The following is a 21465-nucleotide window of genomic DNA, read 5'->3' as shown; positions in this document are numbered from 1 at the left end:
CTTCCTTATCCCAAGTTCAGGTTAAATAAGCGGCTGGGGCGCTATCTACTTGCCGCCGGATAGCGTAGAATCCTGCTGGTTTTTCAGCCTGTTGGCTGTAGGTTTACTTTATTTGGGATCTATCCATGACTAATAACGATATTCTTCGTCGTCTTCGCTACTGTTTTAATTTTAACGATAACAAGATGATTGCCATTTTTGCGCAAGCTGAGTTAACAGTGAGCCGCGCAGAAGTGAGTGATTGGTTGAAAAAAGATGATGACGCCGCTTATCGCAATTTGAATGATAAAACCCTAGCGATTTTTCTTAACGGCTTAATTAACGAAAAACGCGGTAAGCGCGAAGGCCCGCAACCCGAGCCAGAAAAGCGCCTTAACAATAATCTCATTTTGATGAAGTTAAAGATCGCTTTAAACCTGAAAGCAGAAGATATGTTAGAGGTACTAGGGCTAACCGGTTTTCAGCTAAGCAAACATGAATTAAGTGCTTTTTTCCGCAAACCCGATCATAAGCATTACCGCCTGTGTAAAGATCAAATCATGCGTAACTTCTTACACGGTATGCAGCTTAAATACCGCGCTAATCCAGACGAAGCCCCTGATTTTGAGTGGGACGAAGAGTAGTCTTCAGATAAATAAAAAAGCCGAGCTTAGCTCGGCTTTTTTGTGAGTAAATATTGGCTTAGTAGTAAGTATCGCTTTCGCTATGAAACTGCTCATCATCGGGAAATAGGTCGTGGTAGGCGCGGGTATGCAAGTTGCCGGTATGCTGGTCGCGAACCAATGCGACATTGTTTCTTTCATCTAAGGTGTCTATTAGGGCTTCACCGTTGTCGTAAATACAACGCATGCCTACTTTGAAAATATGCTGGCTCATGGTGCTGACTCCTCGTTCAAAGGTTCAGCTTATATAACGTTGCCATAAGACGTTTCGATCGACCTATTGGTGATTTTTGCCAATAAAAAGGGCGAGCCTTGGCTCACCCTTTTTGGCATAGACAGTTTGTTTATGCGGTTTGTGCTTGATTTAGCTCGGTGTCTTGGTTAGCTAATTGTGGGTCGTCTCGGTCGGTTACGGTTAAGGTAACCAAAGCCGCTACTACCATAGATGCACCACCTAATACCAAGGCCATCATTGAGTCGCCACCAAAGAATTCGCGGGTGAAGTAACCTAAGATACCGGCCGCCAAAATTTGTGGAATAACAATAAAGAAGTTAAATACGCCCATAAAAAAGCCCATTTTTTTGCTAGGTAAAGAACCCGCTAAAATGGCGTAAGGCATACATAAAATACTCGCCCAGGCAAAACCAATACCTACCATGTTAAGCATTAACATTTTTGGATCGTTAATAAAGTACATGCCGGCTAAGCTTACGCCGCCCAAGGTTAAACATAGGGCGTGCACTACTTTTCGACTGCTGCGTGCAGCTAACCAAGGTAGCGCAAAGGCAGCCAAAGCACTAACACCGTTATACATGGCAAAACATAAGCCTACCCAGTCTGCACCTTCGTTATAAAGGGCTGAAGAGGTATCGGTGGCGCCGTAAACGCTGCTAGTTACCGCCGAGGTGGTGTAGATCCACATGGCAAATAGAGCAAACCATGAGAAGAACTGCACTACGGCTAATTGGCGCATGGTTGTAGGCATTTTCTTCACATCGGCCCAAACTTCGGCAAAGCCTTCGCGCGTTTCTTGATCTTGTTCTGGCTCTGCGCCTTCAAAGCGCTCCATTTCTTCTGGGCTGTATTCTTTGGTTTTGAGAACGGTCCATAAAACAGCACCAAAAAATACCACGGCACCAGCATAAAATGAGATTTTAACCGATGGCGGAATAACCCCTTCTGGGGCAGTGTTGGCAATGCCGAACCAGTTCGCCAGTACATACGGCATGGCAGAGGCAATTACTGAACCCACACCAATAAAGAAGGTTTGCACCGCAAAGCCTTGAGTGCGCTGTTCTGAAGGAAGGTTATCAGCAACTAAAGCGCGAAACGGTTCCATTGAAACGTTAATCGAGGCATCAAGTATCCACAACATGCCTGCTGCCATCCAAAGATAAGGCGAGTTAGGCATAATGATTAATGCGAGAGAAGACATGATCGCGCCAGCTAAAAAGTAGGGGCGACGACGACCTAAACCATTCCATGTTCTATCACTCATATAACCGATAATCGGTTGAATAAGTAATCCTGTTACTGGCGCAGCTAGCCACAAAATTGGGATTTGATCGATGCTAGCGCCTAGGGTTTCAAAGATTCGACTTACGTTGGCATTTTGTAAACCAAAGCCAAATTGAATACCTAGGAAACCGAAACTCATGTTCCAGATTTGCCAAAAGTGTAATTTTGGTTTGTTTGTATTCATGGACTTACCTAATGGTGAGAAGGGTTTTTATCTGGTCTAACCAGACGGTTCGAAAGTTGCCGAGATTGTGAATACAAAAGGTGATTTAATCCACAAAAATTAAGTGATCTGTGTCACGTTAATGGTTGAAAGTGTTTTCAAAATCACATTTTTAGGTGTTTTTAGCTAATTTTTATTGGCTTTTCGAATCAATATTCTGGGTTTGGGCTTCTACTTAGAGGCTTATCACGGCATTTGCTCGGTATCTGCTGTTTTCTTGCAAGCTGGCTCACAAAGCAACCACTCCTTTTTAGAATATTTACTCAAACTCTGTTTAGCTAATAAATGTTAATAAAATGTAACCGTTAAAGGTTTGGTAAATGCGAAACTCCCAACAACTAATCTCAGCTCCTAATAGCTTAATCGCGGCGAATGGAGAACTTAGCTTTGGTCACTTTAACGGTCCGGTTAGCCAGTTGGGTTTGGCAAATTTTGTATATACCAATGTGATGGACAAACCTGCGTCGTTTTGGGCAAAGCATTTTCATTACAAGCAGTTTCAGTTTGTGAGCATTAATTGCGATGAATACATTTTGGGCTTTGCCTTGGCAGATATTCGCTACCTGGGCAGTGGCTTTTGTTACGTGTTTCATATCCCTAGCCAAACCTTGCAAGAGCACACCTGGCTTAAGCCTTGTGGCATGGGTTACGGCACCCAGCCAAGCCCGGTAAATAGTTTGGCTTATCTAAAAGGTAAACATTCACTACAGATTCAAATAGTTGAGGGGCAATGGCACATCCGCGCCAACACACCGTTTTTAGAAGCCGAGTTAACAATAACTCCAGCCAATCAGCAACAATGCATGGCCATGTGCGGCCCTACTGGCTATTCCGGTTGGACTTATACCCAAAAGCAAAATGCTTTACCGGTGGCTGGCCATTTGTTGGTAAACGGTAAAACACAGAATTTAGCGACAGCTTTAGGCGCTTATGATTTCTCGGCGGGCTATATGCGCCGAGAAACCTCTTGGCGCTGGGCCAGCTTTTCTGCTCGTTTAAACCAGACCTGCATTGGCTTAAACCTCGCCGCAGGGGTAAACGAAACCGGCTGTAATGAAAATGCCTTATGGATTGATGGAGAGAAGCACTTGCTTGACCCGGTGCATTTTAGCTTTAAACGCAGCCTAGCAAGTGAAACTAGCAAGCCACATCAGCCTTGGCACATTTACTCAGCCGACGGTCGAGTAAATCTTAGGTTTACTCCCTTAAATTGCCGCCAAGAACGTTTAAACCTGTGGTTGCTTAAGAGCAACTTTCGGCAATATATGGGGCATTTTAGCGGCACACTAGTATGCCAACATGGCCAAACACACCAACTACAAGACGTATTAGGCTTAACCGAAGATCACTTTGCTCGTTGGTAGCGATATAAGGAAAGTAAATGGATTTTGCTATGTTAATCGCTCACCCCGAATACTTGTTAATGGCTTTAGCACCGCTGTTTTTGTTGTGTATGGGGCTAGAGTGGTATTGGGGAAATGTGCGGCAAAAGCTGCCATTGTCGGCTCAGTATCAGCCTAAAGAGTTGTTGTGTAATCTGGTGTTGGCGGGCATGCATCAACTCAGTGATATTTTAATGGGTTTGCTGGTTAGCCAAATATACTTAAGCCTGTTTGGCTGGCGGCTGTTCGATATAAATATGACAGCGCTAAGTTTTGTTGGCTTATTTATCGCTCAGGATTTTTGTTATTACTGGTTCCACCGCGCTAGCCATCGAGTACGTTGGATGTGGGCGGCCCATGTGGTTCACCATAGTTCCGAGAATATGAATTTTAGCACCGCCTTTCGCCAAAGCTTAATGTACCCACTAGCCGGAATGTGGCTATTTTGGTTACCGCTGGTAATTATTGGGTTTGCGCCGCATTGGGTAGTGTTTGTTGTACTGCTTAACTTGGGTTTACAGTTTTTTGTTCATACTCAAGCAGTTAAGAAGTTGGGCCCCTTGGAATGGATATTTAACACTCCATCTCATCACCGCGTACACCATGGGCGCAACCCGCAATATATAGATAAAAACTATGCGGGAGTTCTAATTATCTGGGACAGGCTGTTTGGCAGTTTTGAGCCAGAACTTGAAACCGTTGACTACGGCATTACACAGCCAGTGAACAGTTTTAACCCCATCGTAGTTACTTTTAGCGAGTGGCGCTGCATGTTTATCCAAGCCAGTGCGCCGGGCTTAAGCATCGCTCAACGCTGGCGTTTATTGTTTGCGCCACCGGCCAAACAAAGCAAAGAGTAATTTTTTAACAACTCGGCTTGATCTTAAGTTTCGCTTAACTATAATAAGTTTCGATTCGAAACTTAGCTAATGGCATTATGATCAAACGAAACACTCAGCAGCGCCGTCGCCTTATCTTAGATCGCCTCGCCGACCTCGGCGAAGTGAAGGTTGATGAACTTGCTCACGCTTTTGAAACCTCAGAAGTTACGATTCGAAAGGATTTAGCTAGTCTAGAAGCTAACGGCTTGTTACTAAGACGTTATGGCGGTGCAGTGCCTATTCCTAAAGAATTGATAAACGAACCGCACGACGAGCAAGTATCCAAGCAAAAACAGGCGATTGCCCAGTCTGCTGCAGGCTTAATTCGTGATCATAATCGAATAATTATCGACAGTGGCAGCACTACCGCTGCGCTACTGCCAGAGCTTTCAGAAAAAGAAGGTTTGGTGGTAATGACGAATTCTTTGAGCATTGCTGGCGCCTTACGAGAATTAGAAAACGAGCCGACACTTTTGATGACCGGTGGCACCTGGGACACTCATTCAGAAGCGTTTCAGGGCCAAGTGGCCGAGCAAGTATTACGTGCTTACGACTTCGACCAATTGTTTATTGGCGCAGATGGCATCGATGTAGCGCGAGGATCGACTACCTTTAATGAATTAGTCGGTTTAAGCCAAGTAATGGCCGAGGTCGCCCGCGAAGTCGTGGTACTGGCCGAGTCCAATAAAATTGGCAGAAAAATTCATAACCTAGAGTTGGCATGGTCGAAGATCTCAACTTTAGTAACAGACAATCAGCTAGAGCCTAGCGTGGCTGAGCAAATCCGTGCTCAGGGCGTTAATGTGGTAATAGCCCAATAACTTTATCGACAAGGAAATAACTATGTGTGGAATTGTAGGAGCGGTAGCTCAGCGTGATGTAGCAGATATTTTGGTTGAGGGACTACGCCGCCTAGAATACCGTGGTTACGACTCATCGGGTGTGGCAACTATCACTGCCGATGGCGAATTAAGTCGAGTGCGCCGCTTAGGTAAAGTGCAAGAACTCGCCGATGCCTTAGAAGGCAACCCTGTACTTGGCGGCACCGGTATTGCACATACCCGTTGGGCCACCCACGGTGAGCCTAGTGAGCGTAATGCTCACCCACATGTTTCATGTGAAACCATTGCTGTTGTGCACAATGGTATCATTGAAAATCACGCCGAGCTTCGTGAGCAGCTTATTGCCAAAGGTTACACCTTTGCCTCAGATACCGACACCGAAGTGATTGTTCACTTGGTTGAACACAAGATTAAACATCACCAAAGTTTGGTAGAAGCGGTGCAATCGGCAGTAGCCGAGTTAGAAGGTGCCTACGGCATGGTGATCGCCGATAAACGCGATCCAAGCCGTTTAGTGGTAGCACGCTCTGGCAGCCCACTGGTTATTGGTTACGGTGTTGGTGAAAACTTCATTGCATCTGACCAACTAGCATTACTACCGGTAACTCGCCGTTTTGCCTTCTTAGAAGAAGGTGACGTAGCCGAAGTTACTCGCCAAGGCGTAAGTATTTTTGATGAGAATGGCGAGCCGGTAGAGCGCGAAATTAGTGAGTCTACTGCATCACACGATGCCGGAGATAAAGGCCAATATCGCCACTACATGTTAAAAGAAACTTACGAGCAGCCAATTGCGATTCAACGTACTTTAGAAGGTCGCTTACAAGCAGGCAAAGTGCTAGACAGTGCTTTTGGTCCTAAAGCTGCTGAGATTCTACCTACCATTGAGCATGTGCAAATTATTGCTTGTGGTACTTCTTACAACTCAGGCATGGTAGCGCGCTACTGGTTTGAAGAATTGGCCGGTATTCCATGTAACGTAGAGATTGCCTCAGAGTTTCGTTATCGCAGGTCATTTACGCCTAAAAACAGCTTGCTGGTTACCCTTTCGCAAAGTGGTGAAACGGCCGATACGCTGGCAGCATTGCGCTTAGCTAAAGAACAAGGCTACACCTCTAGCTTAACCATTTGTAATGTTGATGGTTCATCTTTAGTGCGTGAATCAGACATGGCTTATTTGATGAAAGCCGGCACCGAAATTGGCGTTGCTTCAACCAAAGCCTTCACGGTTCAGCTTGCTGGATTATTAATGCTGGTAGCGGCGATTGGTCGTAACAAAGATGTATCAGCAGACTTGGAGGCGCGCATTGTGGGTGCACTGCAATCGCTACCGGCCAAAATTGAACAAGCATTAACGCTAGATGGTGCCATTGAAGAGCTAGCCGAAGATTTTGCCGACAAGCACCACAGTTTATTCCTTGGTCGCGGTACTCAATACCCAATTGCCATGGAAGGTGCGCTTAAGCTAAAAGAGATTTCTTACATTCACGCCGAAGCTTACGCCGCGGGCGAGTTAAAGCATGGCCCACTCGCGCTAATTGACGCAGAAATGCCAATTATTGTGGTGGCGCCTAACAACGAATTGTTAGAAAAGCTTAAATCAAACGTTGAAGAAGTTCGTGCTCGTGGCGGTATCTTGTATGTATTCGCCGATAAAGACGCGAAGTTTGAAAGCGACGAAACCATGCGCGTGATTAATGTTCCACATGTCGATGAGCTAATTGCACCTATCGTGTACACCTTGCCAATGCAGTTGTTGTCTTACCACGTAGCCCTGATTAAAGGCACCGACGTAGACCAACCTAGGAACTTAGCTAAATCGGTAACGGTTGAGTAAAGCTACTTAAACTGAGCTTAAAAAAGCCCCGCTATGTTAATGCTAGCAGGGCTTTTTTGTATGGGGTGAACAATCAAGTTTGAACGTTTCGAGCGAGTTAGCGTGGTTGTCATTAACGTGAGTAGTGGTTGATGCGTAATAAGGAATTTATGCCAAAAGTAACATTGAAAGGCTTCATCATCGTTCCTGAATCGGAGCTTGAAATCGTTAAAAGTGAGTTGGTAAATCACAAGCGCCTTAGCTTGGAAGAGCCTGGTTGTATTAGGTTTGATGTTACTGAAAGCTTGGAAAATCCACTTCGCTTTGATGTTTACGAAGAGTTTCGAGATAAGTCTGCATTTGAGCACCATCAAGCCAGAGTGAAAGCATCTCACTGGGGTAAAGTGACAGTAAATGTTGAACGGCATTATCAGATGGTAGAGTAGAAACGTAACCAAGTATTTAGGAGCGCCTGCGCAACGCGTGCCGGTTTCGCTTCGCCCAAAGTTTGAATAAAAGAGGTTAGAGTTATTATAAATAGCGCAAGCTGCTCTGGCTTATTATCCGCTCCTTTTCAAATGTCCATTCGTGCCTAAGGTAGGTAACTGGCCATGAAACTGTCGTTTTTTTTCAATCTTAACTCTGCCGTAATGACTAATATTTGTGGCATCCGAAAGCGAGACATTTCTTAGGAAATGGATTACGGCTTTCATGTATATCAGCAGACGTTAGGCAAAAACGATGTTAGAAATTAAACCAGTTGAAAACCAACAACAACTTAGCAAACTAAAGCAAGATTATTTTGCTCAATCAACGGCTCCGCTCGATGGTATGTGGCACTTTGGCTTTGCGCCTATGGCTGCTCATTTTGCGTTTTATGAGCATGAGGCATTAGTAGGCTACTGTTGCATTAATGGCGAAGGCTATATGCTGCAGTTCTATTTAGCACCAAACGCTAACAGCGATGCTAAAGAGCTATTTACCTTAATTGCGGAGCAAAATAGTGCAGTAATTGGTGAAGTAAAAGGCGCATTTGTGAGTACTGCAGAGCCTCAATACTTGTCGCTTTGCTTTGACAACTCGTCGGCATTTACCGTGAATGCGCTGATGTATCAGCAAGTGCAGCGAGGCACCATGAGTAATCAGAGCGCGCTTAAGCTCACATTGGCTCAGCCAGAGCAACTTGATCAGTTTGTTGAATTTGCAGCAAGCAATATTGGTGCTCCAGAGCAGTGGTTGAGCGGATACTTTGGCAACTTAATCAAGCGTAATGAGCTGTTTGGTTACTGGCTTGAAGGCGAATTACTGGCAACGGGTGAGTGTCGTTTGTTTGATGAATACCAAACTGATTACGCTGACTTAGGTATGATTGTTGCTCAATCTCAGCGTGGAAAAGGTATTGCTACCCAAGTACTTAGCAGCTTGGTTACGATTGCTAATGAGCGCGGTTTAAGCCCTATGTGCTCCACCGAACGTGTTAATACTGGGGCACAAAAAGCAATTAAACGGGCAGGCTTAACACCGCTAAACCGTATTATTCAAATTGAGTTTGACCAACAGTAAACCAACAAACCCTTGCAGGTAGTTAGTAAGGGTATTTGTGATATGTGGCTACCAAGCTTATATTGTTGTGAGCCCTTTAAAATAGGCGGAGAGCGGCATGATTCATTGGTTACAGCCACCACAGTCGTTAATTGTTGCTAAATATGTTGAATGCTATTGGTTAATCGAAAAAACGCCAGACTCTACTGCTTACCAGTATCCTAAACTGAATCCAGATCCTTCGGCGCATTTAATCATTTCCCCGCCGAGCCAAACGTATCATTACGATCTAAACCCAGGTATCGCTGTGGGTGAAGGCAGTCATTGCTTGTATCCACACCAACAAACCTTGGCGTTAGATCACTCAAAACCCTTTGTTCACCTTGGAGTAAAGTTTCATGTTGGTGCGCTATATAGTGCGCCTCATTTCACTGCTCATCCGCTGGCACTTGATAAGGTGGAGCCTGTTAAAGACTCAAGGTTGTTCAAACAGCTAGGTATAGATGAGAACGCATTGATTGAATTGGCGCGAGATAATGCAGAACGATGCGGTAAACACTTAGATTCTCTGCTTGAGTCATGGCTAGCAGGGAGCAATGAGGATCAGCACAGTAAAATTACCCGTAAAGCCCTGCAATATCTGGATAAAAGCGCAATTTCAGATCTAGGTGAGCAACTTTACTGCTCGCAGCGAACCTTGGAGAGAAGCTTTCAGCGGGTAACTGGGCTAACGCTTAAACAATGCCAATCGATGAATCGCTTGGAGGCGATGTTGGAGTATGTATACCAGCGTGAATCAGCAGAGCTAGATTGGGTAGATATCGCGTTTAGGTTTGGCTTTAGCGACCAACCTCATTTGATTCGACATCTCAAAAAGCAGTTAGGCTTTACGCCAAAAAACTATGAAAAAGAGCGTGGCTTAACCATTGATGTTTATGGTGGGGTGAGTTCTGCTGCTAGTTCTGAACAAAAGGAATAAATAATAAGGAACTGAGTTACTTTACATCGCTTGGTGAGGGAGCCAATTTTGTTGTATCCCAAGCTGCGTTTCCTTAGCCTAGTTTAATGGCTTGCAACACCTGCTTTATTAACCCTCAGGCTTTACCTAAACTCAATCTAACAGTTGTTCTCAATATGACGCTCTCGCCCTTTCTAAATATATATAATACAATTTAAGTCTTTGTTTTATAATAAATTGATCGCTTGTCTTAATTAGTATAGAGTTCCGCTCACTAATATTAAAAGTAATAATAATGAGAGCGCGTGGTGCAAAGGAACTTATCAAAAACAGGGATGTTAGTGGCGTTATTAGCTGTGTGTTTTCCACTTAGTGCAGCTAATTATTATGTTGCTACTAACGGCAACGACGCAAACGCAGGCACCTTGGCCAGCCCTTTTTTAACGCTTGCTAAAGCCGCTGAGCTGGCGCAAGCCGGTGACGTGGTAAACATTAGAGCAGGTAGTTACCACGAAGTATTACGCCCTAGCCATTCTGGCACTGCTGATCAGCCGATTGTATTTCAGCCTTATCAAGATGAGAAAGTGATTATTACCGCCATGGAAGCGGTGAATGGTTGGTCACTAGACGCTGAAAATATTTACGTTGCCGACGTAGGCTGGGATTTAGGCCAGTCTAATTTTGTTATGCAAGGCAACACTGCAATGGATTTGGCGCGTTGGCCAAATAATATTGATGGTGACCCTTTTACCCAAAACTCTTTAAGAAATACCGGTGGTAGCGGCAGCGATGTTGCCAATAACGCCTATCTAGATTACGCACCGGGCATCCCCGATGCGGATTGGTCGAAAGGCGGTTCGCTATATTTTTACGGAGATAAGCCGGGCTCTGGTTGGACAACGTGGCGCGCATTTATTACTAGTAGCACTCCTACCCAAGTGAGTTTTGAACTGGATAAAAACCCTACTTGGATCCGCACTTTTCATGCCCCTGACGACGGTGGCGACTTTTTTCTGCAGGGGATTAAACAAGCCTTAGATTACCAAAACGAATGGTACTTTGATGCTGATACTAAAAAGCTGTATGTGCAGCTACCCAATGGTGAAATGCCTAGCGAAAACCAAGTACAGATGCGTAAACGTGAACAAACCATCGATTTATCTGCGCGCAGTTACATTCATATTAAAAACTTGGCGGTGTTTGGTGGGTCTATCGAGATTACTAATGGCGCATCCAATAACCATATTTACGGTGTAACTAGTTTGTACGGTAACTATACCTTGGGTGTAGTTAGTGGATTTTCTTCGAATAATCAGAGCATTAATATCCGTAGCGATTGGGGAAAATATAACTCGCTAAACAATGTTATCGAAAAAAGTGAAATTGGTTTTGGTTCGGGCACTGGCATTTATGATTCGGCTGAAAATACCCAAATTATTAACTCTTACATTCATGATTTTAATTACTTGGGTAACTACGACGCGATTATTAATGCCCGTGGCGGTAACAATACTAAGGTACTTAACAATACCATTACTCGCGCTGGGCGCGATGCGATTCAAGCTTTTAATAACAATGCTGAGTATGCCTATAACGATGTGTCGCGCAGTAACTTGATTGCTGATGATTGTGGCTTGTTTTACACCGTGGGTGGCCCAAGCAACAGCGAAATTCACCATAACTGGCTGCATGATGCTTATTCATCGGGTAGTAAAAGCAAAGCGGCGGGTATTTATTTAGATAACGACGCGGCCGGTTTTGAGGTTCACCACAACGTAATTTGGAATACCGAGTGGTCGAATATTCAAATTAACTGGAATGGCACCGACATTAACATTTACAACAATACTTTATGGAACGGCAGTGCCACCATGGGCGCGTGGCATAAAGAGGGAACTGAGTTTTCTAATGTAAATGTATGGAATAACTTGTCGGATAAAAGCTCGTGGGAGCCGCAATCGGATAAACAAAATAACCTAACGGTGGCTGACTCGCCGTTTGAGGATTATGAAAATGGAGACTTTCGCCTTAAAGCTAACGCTAGCCCCATCGATGTGGGCAGGGTGATATCGGGCATTACCGACGATGTATTAGATGGTAAACCCGATGTAGGCGCTTATGAGCGTGGTGGCGACAATGCTAATTGGGTGGCCGGTATTGATTGGGATCGTAAGCTGGGCCCTACAGGTAATGGCTGTTACGGCCTGCCTGGAGAAGATTGCCTTGATCCCGAAGTGAGCCTGCCTTTAGTTAACTTTGTTGTTTCAAATGTTGAGCTTAACGAAGGCCAAGAAATAACGCTAAGGCTTAATCTATCTAAGGCCGCAGCCACCTATCCGGTAATGATTCCCTATCAACTAAGCGGCACTGCCGACAGTAACGATCATAACCTAAGCGCTGGTGATATCACGATTAATGCTGGAACCGAAGGTTTGTTAAAGGTGCAGGCTCTTGCCGATGCATTGCTTGAGGGTGATGAAACCTTGGTGATAACTTTGCAAGCACCTAGCAACGCACTGTTAGGTGAAAATAATACAGTTGTTGTAACCATTAAGGACCAAACTGTAGACCCAGACCCAGACCCAGACCCAGACCCAGACCCAGACCCAGACCCAGACCCAGACCCAGACCAGCCTAGCCAAGGTTCAGAAAGTGGTGGAGGCAGCAGTGGGTATGAGATGGTATTGTTGTTACTACTGGCGACATGGCGTTTGAGTAAACGGATTAATCAGCCATAGTTAAAAAGAGCTAAGCGAGCATGGCCTGCATGTTGTGTTGGTTAATTAGAGGTTGGCATTGTATGAAAAATTGGGCGTATCTCATCGCAACACTGCCATGCTATGTATTTGCTGCAGATGTGCATATCGATGTAGTGGGGGTAAGTTCGGCAGAAGGGCAAATAGTGCTTAGAGTATGGGACTCTAGTGAAAGCTACTTAAAGCAGCCTATTTTTAGTAAAACCGTGCCAGTAAAAAATGTGGCTAACGGTGAGTTACGCATTAGCGTGAGTGAGCCCCTTCCTGCCGAGTGTGCGATAAACGTTTATCATGATAAAAATGCTAACGGAGTTCTTGATACCAATTGGTTTGGCATTCCCAAAGAGCCGACTGGAATGAGTAACAACCCCAAGGGAAAATTTGGCCCACCAAGCTACCAAGAAGCTAAAATTAAACTAACTGGGCAAGAGCAGGTAATTCGAATTAAAATTGAAGAAATTTGAGCAATTGCTTATTGTTGGTTCATAGCGATTAGCAGATCGCCTCTTCACTAAATTGGGCTGCAGGATGCAGCTTCAACGCAACAAGGATAGTAATGAGAAATCCTCTAGGCTTTTGCCTTGGCATATTTGCCCTGTTTACCTTGGCTGCTTGTTCTAGCAAAACCGTGATTCCAAGTGGTGAGCGAGAGGCTGTGCGACAGCAAGTTGAGCAACAAGCCAAAACGGCTATTGAGCGCTTGGTGGCACTAAATCCCGACCTACAGCAAGAACTCGACCAAGCCGAAGGCTACTTCTCCTCTGAGCTATCTAGCTTTAAGGTGCCGGTGTTAGGCAAGTCCAGCGGCTTGGGTGCTCTTTACAACAAGCAAGACGACAGCATTACCTATATGGACGTGGAGCGCTACGATGTAGGCGTGGGCCTGGGTTTAAGCTCCTATTACATTATTGGCTTGTTCGAAGATCAGCAGAGTATAGACGCCTTTACTCAAGGTGGTTGGGGCACTGGCGTGTCGGCAGAATGGCGTTTGGGGGAAAGCGGCCAAACTTATGCTAGTACCATAGAAGTGAACCAACACAACATTCCAGCATATGTGGTGAACGATAGCGGAGCTAATGTTTCGGGCTCTGCGGTATTGGTGAATTTATCGCGTAATGAAGAACTTACCGATAGCGGCTTAAATAAAACCACTTTACCCATGCGCGATACTAAATCGCCTGGTAGCCAAACTGAGCACTCGCCACGAAAATGGGACCGAGTATTGCCATTTTATGGGCAGCGAGTGATTGATTTGGGCTACGATCTTCCCTTGCCTATTGGCATTAGTTTTATCTATGTTGATACCTATCAGCACATGGATCTCGATGAGTTAGAAGTGGGTGCTGGTGGCAGTGGTGCTAACGTACCCATCGATTTTGTCGCCTTTAGCGATAATGATAACCACACCCAAACGCCACAGATTAAAGTGGATGCTTGGATATTTCCTTTTATGAATGTGTTTGGCACCTTTGGCCGAATTACCGGCGAAGCCAATGTTAATTTTGCGCTAAACGGTGATGATTTACTGGAGCAGCTAGAAATAGACTGTTCCGGCATTATTAGCCACCCTGCTTGTCGCGTATTAGAAGGTAAAGAAACGGTGCCGTTTAATGTGAATGTAGACGTAGACGGCTATAGCTATAGTGTCGGTACGGTATTAGCCGGCGGTTGGCGCTCTTACTTTTTGGCAGTACCGCTTACCTTTACCTATGCCGATATGGACAGAACCAACAGCGACGGTATTGTGTTTAGCGCTGTGCCGCGGGCTGGCAAATTGTTCCAGTTTGAAGATGACCGCAGTTTAGCGGTATATGGCGGCGTAAGTTACCTAGATAGCGAATTACGCATCGACGGTAACCAGCCAATTCCCGGCACGGATCTCTCTATCGACTACAAAATTCGCCAAGAAAATACCGATAAATGGCAGGGTCTAGTGGGCGCTAACTTCAACTTTAATGCTTATTGGTCAGCCATGTTTGAATATGTAGGTTTTGGTGGCGATCGTCGCCAGTTTATTGCTGGTTTAAATCGTAGGTTTTAGTTCGCTTAGCTGAGCGCTTATGCTTGGCAGCGCTGAATTTGGTTGTACTTGATGAACAGCCACTTGTTCACATTGGTTAAACTGCATAAAAACGTTAAGTTCTTTGCTTAAGGCTTCGCTAAACTTGGCTATGTTTTTAAGGCTTGGTTCCAACACCAAGTTGTAAATGTGCAAGGTGCGAGTTTGGCGCTCGGCTTTGCAATCCATTCTTGCGACTAGTTGGCCTTCCCACAAAATAGGTAAACAAAAATAGCCGTATTGGCGCTTGGCTTTTGGCACATAGCATTCGATAAGATAATCGAAGTTAAACAGCTGCTGCAGACGTTTACGTTGAATTACCAGATTGTCGAAGGGCGACAAAATCTTTAGTTTGCTGCGAGCCAGCGGTTTGTTGAGTAAGCTTAAGCTGTTTTCTAGCGCGTAATAAATTTGCCCAGCAACCGCTACTTTAATGACCTCACCGTTTAATAACATGTCATTTAAGCAATGATTCAAGGGGCCTTTTAGGTTCTTAAGTAAATAGCTCATCTCGCTTACCAGACCAATGCCGTTAGCACTCAAGTAGCGCTGGATTAAGTGCCTGCAATATTCTTGCTGGCTAGGAATGCGGGTATCTGTGTTGCTTGGCAACACTTTATCGGTAAGTTGATAAACCTTATGAAAGTTATGGCGATAAGGCACCATTAAGTCGCCTTGCATAAACAAACATTCCAAGGCTTGTTTTGCCGGCTTACTTGCCCAATCAGCAGTCTTTTTTCCCTGATGTTCAAAGTCTTTGGCCATGAGTGGGCCTTCATCGGCAATTCGCTTTAACACCGCATCCATTAAGCCGTGGTTTTTTTGATACCAGTGCTTTTGTTGGCCATTGGCAAAAGCCTGTTTACGTAGCAAGCTAAAGCGATAATCGCGCATCGGCAAATACGCCGCTGCATGTGACAAGTATTCAAATACCTGGTGCTTACGCATTAGGGTATCGAGATGACTTAACTGATAGCGAGGGTTACGGCACCATAAAGTATGGTGATGAGCGCGCTGAATGACCGATATAGTGTCTATTTGCACGTAACCTAGCTGCTCTATCGCCGCTAGGCTGGACTCAAGCGCCGAGCCTTTGGTGTTAGCAGATGGCAAGCGCTGAGAGTGTAAAACCAGTTTTCTGGCTTGTTGTAGTGAGAGCTTTTCGGTCATGGGCAACGCTTAAGTGGTAACAATAGCAACAGCTTAGCCTGCCTTACGTTGCTAAGCTATGGCAAACCAAGCGCTAGCCTTGGTTTATTTTAGCTGAATGTAGCTGCTTATTTGCTTGTCTTCTATCCAGTTTTTGGTGGTTTCGTTGAAAGACAAAAAATGCGCTGAGTTTAGGTGATCGTCAAAGGCTTGTTGGTGTTGGTAAACCTCGTAGAGATAAACCTGATTGGTGTTCTCTGTTGATTGGCACACATCAAACTGCAAGCAGCCCGGTTCTTGTTTCAAAGAGGTAGCTGCATTGGCCAGCATCTCTGGCAAGAACTTGTCTAAATATGCTGGTTTAATTGAGAACAGCACAGTGATCACGTACATGGTTGATCTCCAGATGGTTGATTTATAACTTACCCTTGTAGGCGTTTTGTAAGTACTCGACTTGCTGTTGGCTTAAGTAATTGACTTGCTGTTGGCCCAGCAAGAGTTGTAGTTTGCAGCTTTCTTCGAGCTCTTCCATAGCATACATCGCTTTTTCTGGGCTATCGGCGGCTACTATTGGTCCGTGATTGGCCATTAATACGCCACGGTAATTAGCTGCTTGCTGCTTCAGGGCATCCACCAAATCGATGCTGCCCGGCGGATGATAATCAACCATAGCAATTGCTCCTAAACGCATTCGCAAATAAGGAGTAAGCGCAGGGATTGCGTCACTTTTGTTTAAGCCTTTTAAGCAGGACACTGCCGTAGCGTAAGAGCTGTGCAAGTGCAGCACGCAGCGCATGGCGGACTGCTGTTGATAAAAACATTGATGCAGCAAAAACTCCTTAGATGCTGGCTTGCCACTCACTAAATCTCCTTTGGCATCCAAAACCGATAAGTCGTCGTATTCAAGAAAGCCAAAACATGAATTAGTAGGGGTGACAACAAAACCGTGGTCTAGGGCAATGCTCATATTGGCGGAGGCGCCGCCAGTAAGCCCGCGTTGAAAAATCGACAATCCAAACTTAATAATGCAACGTTTGGCTTGGTCCAGTTGCTGGGCTTGGTTCATGCTTGCGCTCCCAATTGTTGAATTAAGCTCACAGCTTGGTTAAAGAAGTGTTTGTCGCCAAAGTTGCCAGACTTTAAGGCAAGGCTAATAGCACGCTGATCGTTAGACTGCATAACTGGAACGCCCGGGCAAATGGATGGCCCTATGTTAAAACTGCTTATGTTTAAGGCGCCCACCACTGCGCCAGAGGTCTCGCCGCCTGCTACCACAATATTGCTGGCTTTAGATTGCACCGCCGTTTGCGCTAGTAGGTTCTCAATTTTCTCGGCAATGTTTTGCTGGCCCAGTAACTGTTGAGTTTGGCTTACTTGTTCTGGTGCTTGCGAGGAGTAAACCAATACTGCTGGAGCCTGTTGCTGGCGTATCCAGTCCAATATGTGCTTTAGCTTAAGTTCACCTTTGGCCAGCTTCACGGGATCAACACAAAATTGCGGTAAAGCGTTGGCCTCGGCAATTTGTTCTCGAGTTGCCTTGGAGCATGAGCCTGCAATTATCAGCACCGGTTGAAGTAAGGGTTTTACCGCGCACTGATGTTGCTGGGAAAGCGAGTGTCCTCGCGCTGTTAATAGCTGCGCCATGTATTCAGCTAAGCCAGAACCGCCAGTTAGCAGCATTGCTGGTTGTTGGGCGATGAGTTGAGCTATTTGCGATAAATGTTGTTGATTGATGCAGTCACAAATTAAGTAACGTGCCTGTTGCTGGCTTGGGTTTAGTTGCTTTGCATTTAAATCATCAATACTTAGGTGTTCAATGGCTTGCTGATAAGCAGTGGAAACTTGTGGCCTAAGTAGCTCGGCTACCCGCGAATCGCCCATTGGCGTGAGCGGGTGGTCTTTTAATGGGCTATCACTAAGCAATTGCTGATAAACAAACAAATGCCCCTGATAAACGGTTCTGCCATTCGCTGGTAAGGCTGGGCAAATAATGGCTTGAGCTAAGTTTAGTCGCGCTAACAGGGCATCGATGACTGGGCCAATGTTACCTTTTGCCGTGGAGTCAAAGGTGGAGCAATATTTGAAGTAGAAGTATTGGCAGCCCTGTTCAAGCAAAAAATCTAAGGCTTGCAGGCTTTGCTCGAGCGCTTGTTCCACCGCTACGGTGCGGGTTTTTAAGGCTAGCACAATCGCGTCACTATTAAGGGTTTGCTTGTGAATGCTGGCTAAGTTATTGATTTGAATGCAGCTCATGCCACCTTTCACTAAAAAGCTGGCCATGTCGGAGGCGCCGGTGAAGTCATCAGCAATAACGCCGAGTAGCGGTTTTGTTGCCATTGCTTAATCCCTTAAGTACAAAAACTAATCGCAGTATAGATTGATGAATAACTTAATGTATACATTAATTTGTGTAATAATCCCAAAATCAATAGAGAATTTGGCTCTAACTAATCACTTACTGGAAGAGTAAATCGATGTCTGTAACTACCAAACGCCAAGACCTACCGCTCGCTCAGGTGGCTTATCAAACCTTGCGCGAGTTAATTTTGAACAATGAGTTTAAAGTGGGAACTCAATACCTAGAAAAAGTATTGGTAGAGCGTTTGAATATTAGTCGAACCCCAGTGAGGGAAGCTTGCGTGCGCTTAGAGCGGGAAGGTTTAATTGAGATTCAGCCGCGCCATGGTATTCGGGTTAAGCCTATTTCACCTGATGATATGCGTGATATCTACGAAATTCTCACCGCTTTAGAGTCGCAAGCGATTGGCACCTTGGCGAGCAAGGGTCTAAGCGAGCAACAATTACAACGTTTAGAAAAAACTACTGCAAGAATGGCCGAGGCTCTGCAGCAGGATAACTTAGAAGCTTGGGCCGAAGCGGATGAAGAATTTCACCACACCCTATTGGATCTCACCGACAACCAACGGCTAAAAGATGTGGTATTACAGTTTTGGGGGCAGGCACACCGAGTACGCTTTGTTACCTTGCACCTGCGTGATACGCCACATGATTCAACCAAAGATCATAGTGAAGTGGTGCAGGCTATTCGCGAGCGCGACCCAATTAAAGCAGCCGATATTCATCGTGAGCATAGGATTAAAGGCGGCAAAGCCATGGTCGCCCTGTTAGAAAAACTGCGTTTAGCCAATATCTAAGCTGACTCACTGGGTTGCTCGTTATTCCAAGCCGCTTCTAGCGGCTTTTTTAATGGCTGCAGTAGCTGTGCTTCATTATTCGCTGGTCAAATATTTGTTAATTAAATGTTGACAAAGTAAATCATCGGTATACATTTATGTACAAATTAATGTATACATTGATTGTTGGCAGAAACTTCACTTGCCCAATTCACAAGGAGTGAATGCAGCTTATGAGCAAACAGATATTTGAAATCACTGTGTTTCCTGGCGATGGCATAGGTATAGAAATTACCCCTGCGTGCTTAACGTTGATTCAGGCGGCAATTGATAAAGTTGGTGGGCTAAAGCTTAACTTCACCAGCTTTGAAGCAGGTGCGAACTACTACCAACAGCACGGCATTGCACTTCCTGAGCAGGCCATGCAGCACGCCAAAAATTCTGACGCGACCTTGTTGGCGTGTATGGGAATGCCAAGTATTCGTTATCCCGATGGCCGCGAAATTGCTCCCCAGTTAGAACTGCGTGAAACCTTAGATTTATTTGCTGGCGTTCGCCCGGTAAAAACCTTGCCCGGTATTCCGCTGCCGTTGGAAGACGCCCGCGGTAAGCAGCTGGATTTTGTATTGATAAGAGAGAGTACCGAAGGCCTATTTGCGAGCCGAGAAAGCTTTAGCATTAACGGTAGTGGTTCGGAAGAGTTTGCCACAGACACCCAAAAAATTAGCCGTAAAGGTTGTGAGCGGCTATTTGAGTTTGCCTTCAGCTTAGCCAAGCAGCGCAAGCGTTTAGGTTACAAGGGCGAAGTGACTTGTGTCGATAAAGCCAATGTATTGGGCTCGTTTTATTACATGCGACAAATCTTTGATGAGGTTGCCGCCAATCACCCTAGTTTAACGGCTTCACATATCTATGTTGACGCTGCCGCTTTGCAGTTAGTGCGCCAGCCTTGGCAGTTTGATGTGATGGTTACCGAGAATATGTTTGGCGACATATTGTCGGATTTAGGCGCTGGGCTAATGGGTGGTATGGGCATGGCGCCATCGGCAGATATTGGCGAGCGACATGCGGTGTTTCAACCTTGTCACGGCAGCGCCCCAGACATTATCGGTCAAGGCAAAGCCAACCCCACTGCGATGTTTATGTCGGCAGCGATGATGCTGAATTGGCTGGGTTTGCAACACCAAAATAGCGATATTCAACAGGCTGGAAGGTTTATCGATAAGGCCATTGAGCTGGCCTATGCCAGCGAAGAAATTCTGCCATATGAGTTAGGCGGCAGCGATGGCACAGAAGCCATCACCAATAAAGTATTTAGTAGTTTGGCGTTACTTTAAGTTTATAAAAATAAAGAACTAATTCACGTTCAAATCTGCGTAGTAATCAGCCTTGAATGTCGATTAAGCAGAAACAATCTATGATTCTGAAGAGGGCATAACATGAAAGCTAATTATAAATCTAAAATCGCATTATTTGCGGCAAGCGCCACCTTAGTGCTGGCGAGTATCAGTCAGCCGGTTATGGCGGCAAAAACCTATCCGTCTCGCACCATTACAAATACCGTGGTGTGGGGTGCTGGCGGCGGCACCGACAGCATTAACAGAATGATTATGGCTGAAATGGCCAAAGCCTTGGATGTGAGCATTAAGGTGACGAATAAAACTGGCGGGGTGGCTGGTTCGATTGGCATGAGCAGTGTGTTTAGCAAGAAAGCTGATGGCTACAACCTAGTGGGCTTATCCGAGTCAAATGTTACCGCGGCGGTAAATGGAGGTTGGGATCAGCGCTTTAATGTGTGGTCGCCCTTTATTGTTGGCGGCTCACCTGATCTTATCTCGGTGAGTGCTAGCTCTCCTTACAATAGTCTGCAAGAGTTAATTGATGCAGCTAAGCAGCAACCAGGCTCTATAAAAGCGGGTGCTGGTGGCGCGGGTTCTATTCATCACCTTAATTTGTTAGCGCTAGAAAAAGGCACCGGTGCGGCATTTAAGTTTGTTCCTTACCCCGGCTCTGCTCCTTCGCAAACTGCTGCGGCTACTGGAGAAATCACCGTTGTGGTTACTTCTGCTGCAGAGCAAGTGGCATTATTGCGCGCCGGCCAATTACGCCCCTTAGCGATGTTGGTTGAGCAAGATTTTACCATTCCTGATGTAGGCACGATTCCTTCGGCATTTAGCAGTTATGCGAGCTTGTCTGACTACTTACCGATTAGCCAAGCCATTGGTTTTGCAGTGCGAGATGATGCGCCGGAAGAAGTAAAAGCTAAGTTAGGTGAAGCGTTTGAAGCGGCCATGGCCTCAGACACCGTCAAGCAATGGGCCGATAAAAACCTCTATTCGCTCAGTGGCGCACATGGCGCGCAGGCGAAAGATATTTTCTCTAAGCTTGAATCTAATTTCTCGTGGACCTTGTGGGAGTTAGGTTCGGCTAAGGTTGAACCCAGCCAATTTGGTATTCCTAAAATTTAAGTTTGTACTGGCTTTGCTCTCTTTCCCACGGGGAAGAGAGCACCAATAGTGACATTTAAGTATTTGACTATACTTGG

General features: G+C 45.4%; 20 protein-coding genes. 14 read left to right on the top strand and 6 right to left on the bottom strand.

The genetic code is table 11. The features are described from left to right. The first annotated feature begins 125 nt into the window (after window positions 1-125). Window positions 126-623, top strand: a complete 498-nt coding sequence (locus ACYFDN_RS14725; RefSeq protein WP_016400198.1) for a YehS family protein — start codon at window positions 126-128, stop codon at window positions 621-623. A gap of 58 nt (window positions 624-681) precedes the next feature. Here ACYFDN_RS14725 and ACYFDN_RS14720 read toward each other — a convergent pair whose 3' ends face one another. Both ACYFDN_RS14720 and ACYFDN_RS14715 read right to left on the bottom strand, forming a co-directional pair. Then, window positions 682-876 (bottom strand): hypothetical protein, encoded by a 195-nt coding sequence (locus tag ACYFDN_RS14720; RefSeq protein ID WP_152785159.1) that lies wholly within the window; start codon window positions 874-876, stop codon window positions 682-684. A 130-nt stretch (window positions 877-1006) separates the two neighbouring features. Further along, window positions 1007-2365: an MFS transporter gene (locus ACYFDN_RS14715; protein ID WP_406609940.1), complete on the bottom strand. Its 1359-nt coding sequence runs from the start codon at window positions 2363-2365 to the stop codon at window positions 1007-1009. Window positions 2366-2724: 359 nt separating this feature from the next. Between ACYFDN_RS14715 and ACYFDN_RS14710 the strand changes: the two genes are divergently transcribed. The 10 genes from ACYFDN_RS14710 to ACYFDN_RS14665 all read left to right on the top strand — a co-directional run bounded on the left by ACYFDN_RS14710 (window position 2725) and on the right by ACYFDN_RS14665 (window position 14619). Next, a complete protein-coding gene (locus ACYFDN_RS14710) occupies window positions 2725-3768 on the top strand; it encodes a DUF2804 domain-containing protein (RefSeq protein ID WP_483511728.1) in 1044 nt (347 codons plus the stop codon). A gap of 17 nt (window positions 3769-3785) precedes the next feature. Further along, complete coding sequence (locus ACYFDN_RS14705; RefSeq protein WP_483511727.1) at window positions 3786-4646, top strand: sterol desaturase family protein; 861 nt, start codon at window positions 3786-3788, stop codon at window positions 4644-4646. A gap of 77 nt (window positions 4647-4723) precedes the next feature. After that, complete coding sequence (locus ACYFDN_RS14700; RefSeq protein WP_152785165.1) at window positions 4724-5488, top strand: DeoR/GlpR family DNA-binding transcription regulator; 765 nt, start codon at window positions 4724-4726, stop codon at window positions 5486-5488. 22 nt (window positions 5489-5510) lie between these two features. Then, entirely contained in the window at window positions 5511-7343 is a 1833-nt protein-coding gene (gene glmS, locus ACYFDN_RS14695) for a glutamine--fructose-6-phosphate transaminase (isomerizing) (RefSeq protein WP_016400192.1), read from the top strand. A 149-nt stretch (window positions 7344-7492) separates the two neighbouring features. Continuing rightward, the gene (locus ACYFDN_RS14690; protein ID WP_483511725.1) at window positions 7493-7768 is read left to right on the top strand and encodes a putative quinol monooxygenase; all 276 of its coding nucleotides are present in this window, start codon (window positions 7493-7495) and stop codon (window positions 7766-7768) included. A 295-nt stretch (window positions 7769-8063) separates the two neighbouring features. Continuing rightward, window positions 8064-8885: a GNAT family N-acetyltransferase gene (locus ACYFDN_RS14685; RefSeq protein WP_483511724.1), complete on the top strand. Its 822-nt coding sequence runs from the start codon at window positions 8064-8066 to the stop codon at window positions 8883-8885. A gap of 97 nt (window positions 8886-8982) precedes the next feature. Then, window positions 8983-9843, top strand: coding sequence for a helix-turn-helix domain-containing protein (locus ACYFDN_RS14680; protein ID WP_483511723.1), 861 nt, complete (start codon window positions 8983-8985; stop codon window positions 9841-9843). A gap of 314 nt (window positions 9844-10157) precedes the next feature. Continuing rightward, window positions 10158-12560, top strand: coding sequence for a right-handed parallel beta-helix repeat-containing protein (locus tag ACYFDN_RS14675; protein ID WP_483511792.1), 2403 nt, complete (start codon window positions 10158-10160; stop codon window positions 12558-12560). A 62-nt stretch (window positions 12561-12622) separates the two neighbouring features. Next, window positions 12623-13042 (top strand): DUF2141 domain-containing protein, encoded by a 420-nt coding sequence (locus ACYFDN_RS14670; protein WP_483511721.1) that lies wholly within the window; start codon window positions 12623-12625, stop codon window positions 13040-13042. A gap of 92 nt (window positions 13043-13134) precedes the next feature. Further along, the gene (locus ACYFDN_RS14665) at window positions 13135-14619 is read left to right on the top strand and encodes a porin family protein (protein ID WP_221075353.1); all 1485 of its coding nucleotides are present in this window, start codon (window positions 13135-13137) and stop codon (window positions 14617-14619) included. On the opposite strand, the gene ACYFDN_RS14660 is transcribed toward ACYFDN_RS14665, so the two are convergent. The 4 genes from ACYFDN_RS14660 to otnK form a co-directional block, all read right to left on the bottom strand. Beyond that, window positions 14602-15807, bottom strand: a complete 1206-nt coding sequence (locus tag ACYFDN_RS14660) for a winged helix-turn-helix domain-containing protein (RefSeq protein WP_483511720.1) — start codon at window positions 15805-15807, stop codon at window positions 14602-14604. The two genes, ACYFDN_RS14665 and ACYFDN_RS14660, sit on opposite strands and share 18 nt — an antisense overlap. Window positions 15808-15891: 84 nt before the next feature. After that, complete coding sequence (locus tag ACYFDN_RS14655) at window positions 15892-16179, bottom strand: putative quinol monooxygenase (protein ID WP_483511719.1); 288 nt, start codon at window positions 16177-16179, stop codon at window positions 15892-15894. 22 nt (window positions 16180-16201) lie between these two features. Further along, window positions 16202-16852, bottom strand: a complete 651-nt coding sequence (locus tag ACYFDN_RS14650) for a class II aldolase/adducin family protein (protein WP_483511718.1) — start codon at window positions 16850-16852, stop codon at window positions 16202-16204. Then, entirely contained in the window at window positions 16849-18123 is a 1275-nt protein-coding gene (otnK, locus tag ACYFDN_RS14645; protein WP_483511717.1) for a 3-oxo-tetronate kinase, read from the bottom strand. The genes ACYFDN_RS14650 and otnK overlap by 4 nt, the downstream gene beginning before the upstream one ends. 137 nt (window positions 18124-18260) lie before the next feature. Between otnK and ACYFDN_RS14640 the strand changes: the two genes are divergently transcribed. The 3 genes from ACYFDN_RS14640 (at window position 18261) to ACYFDN_RS14630 (ending at window position 21388) form a co-directional block, all read left to right on the top strand. Then, a complete protein-coding gene (locus ACYFDN_RS14640) occupies window positions 18261-18941 on the top strand; it encodes a GntR family transcriptional regulator (RefSeq protein ID WP_016400179.1) in 681 nt (226 codons plus the stop codon). A gap of 212 nt (window positions 18942-19153) precedes the next feature. Further along, window positions 19154-20257 (top strand): isocitrate/isopropylmalate dehydrogenase family protein, encoded by a 1104-nt coding sequence (locus ACYFDN_RS14635; RefSeq protein WP_483511716.1) that lies wholly within the window; start codon window positions 19154-19156, stop codon window positions 20255-20257. 102 nt (window positions 20258-20359) lie between these two features. Beyond that, window positions 20360-21388: a Bug family tripartite tricarboxylate transporter substrate binding protein gene (locus ACYFDN_RS14630; protein WP_483511715.1), complete on the top strand. Its 1029-nt coding sequence runs from the start codon at window positions 20360-20362 to the stop codon at window positions 21386-21388. Window positions 21389-21465 lie beyond the last annotated feature (77 nt).

Source organism: Agarivorans sp. D1326, from assembly GCF_056958115.1.
Note: the sequence above shows the minus strand (reverse complement) of the source record. Positions and strands in the feature narration are given on the sequence as shown.

Bases quoted from the DNA above. Each gene is read 5' to 3' on its own strand.
- ACYFDN_RS14725 (WP_016400198.1), top strand. From the start codon at position 126: ATGACTAATAACGATATTCTTCGTCGTCTTCGCTACTGTTTTAATTTT.
- ACYFDN_RS14720 (WP_152785159.1), bottom strand. From the start codon at position 876: ATGAGCCAGCATATTTTCAAAGTAGGCATGCGTTGTATTTACGACAAC.
- ACYFDN_RS14715 (WP_406609940.1), bottom strand. From the start codon at position 2,365: ATGAATACAAACAAACCAAAATTACACTTTTGGCAAATCTGGAACATG.
- ACYFDN_RS14710 (WP_483511728.1), top strand. From the start codon at position 2,725: ATGCGAAACTCCCAACAACTAATCTCAGCTCCTAATAGCTTAATCGCG.
- ACYFDN_RS14705 (WP_483511727.1), top strand. From the start codon at position 3,786: ATGGATTTTGCTATGTTAATCGCTCACCCCGAATACTTGTTAATGGCT.
- ACYFDN_RS14700 (WP_152785165.1), top strand. From the start codon at position 4,724: ATGATCAAACGAAACACTCAGCAGCGCCGTCGCCTTATCTTAGATCGC.
- glmS (WP_016400192.1), top strand. From the start codon at position 5,511: ATGTGTGGAATTGTAGGAGCGGTAGCTCAGCGTGATGTAGCAGATATT.
- ACYFDN_RS14690 (WP_483511725.1), top strand. From the start codon at position 7,493: ATGCCAAAAGTAACATTGAAAGGCTTCATCATCGTTCCTGAATCGGAG.
- ACYFDN_RS14685 (WP_483511724.1), top strand. From the start codon at position 8,064: ATGTTAGAAATTAAACCAGTTGAAAACCAACAACAACTTAGCAAACTA.
- ACYFDN_RS14680 (WP_483511723.1), top strand. From the start codon at position 8,983: ATGATTCATTGGTTACAGCCACCACAGTCGTTAATTGTTGCTAAATAT.
- ACYFDN_RS14675 (WP_483511792.1), top strand. From the start codon at position 10,158: ATGTTAGTGGCGTTATTAGCTGTGTGTTTTCCACTTAGTGCAGCTAAT.
- ACYFDN_RS14670 (WP_483511721.1), top strand. From the start codon at position 12,623: ATGAAAAATTGGGCGTATCTCATCGCAACACTGCCATGCTATGTATTT.
- ACYFDN_RS14665 (WP_221075353.1), top strand. From the start codon at position 13,135: ATGAGAAATCCTCTAGGCTTTTGCCTTGGCATATTTGCCCTGTTTACC.
- ACYFDN_RS14660 (WP_483511720.1), bottom strand. From the start codon at position 15,807: ATGACCGAAAAGCTCTCACTACAACAAGCCAGAAAACTGGTTTTACAC.
- ACYFDN_RS14655 (WP_483511719.1), bottom strand. From the start codon at position 16,179: ATGTACGTGATCACTGTGCTGTTCTCAATTAAACCAGCATATTTAGAC.
- ACYFDN_RS14650 (WP_483511718.1), bottom strand. From the start codon at position 16,852: ATGAACCAAGCCCAGCAACTGGACCAAGCCAAACGTTGCATTATTAAG.
- otnK (WP_483511717.1), bottom strand. From the start codon at position 18,123: ATGGCAACAAAACCGCTACTCGGCGTTATTGCTGATGACTTCACCGGC.
- ACYFDN_RS14640 (WP_016400179.1), top strand. From the start codon at position 18,261: ATGTCTGTAACTACCAAACGCCAAGACCTACCGCTCGCTCAGGTGGCT.
- ACYFDN_RS14635 (WP_483511716.1), top strand. From the start codon at position 19,154: ATGAGCAAACAGATATTTGAAATCACTGTGTTTCCTGGCGATGGCATA.
- ACYFDN_RS14630 (WP_483511715.1), top strand. From the start codon at position 20,360: ATGAAAGCTAATTATAAATCTAAAATCGCATTATTTGCGGCAAGCGCC.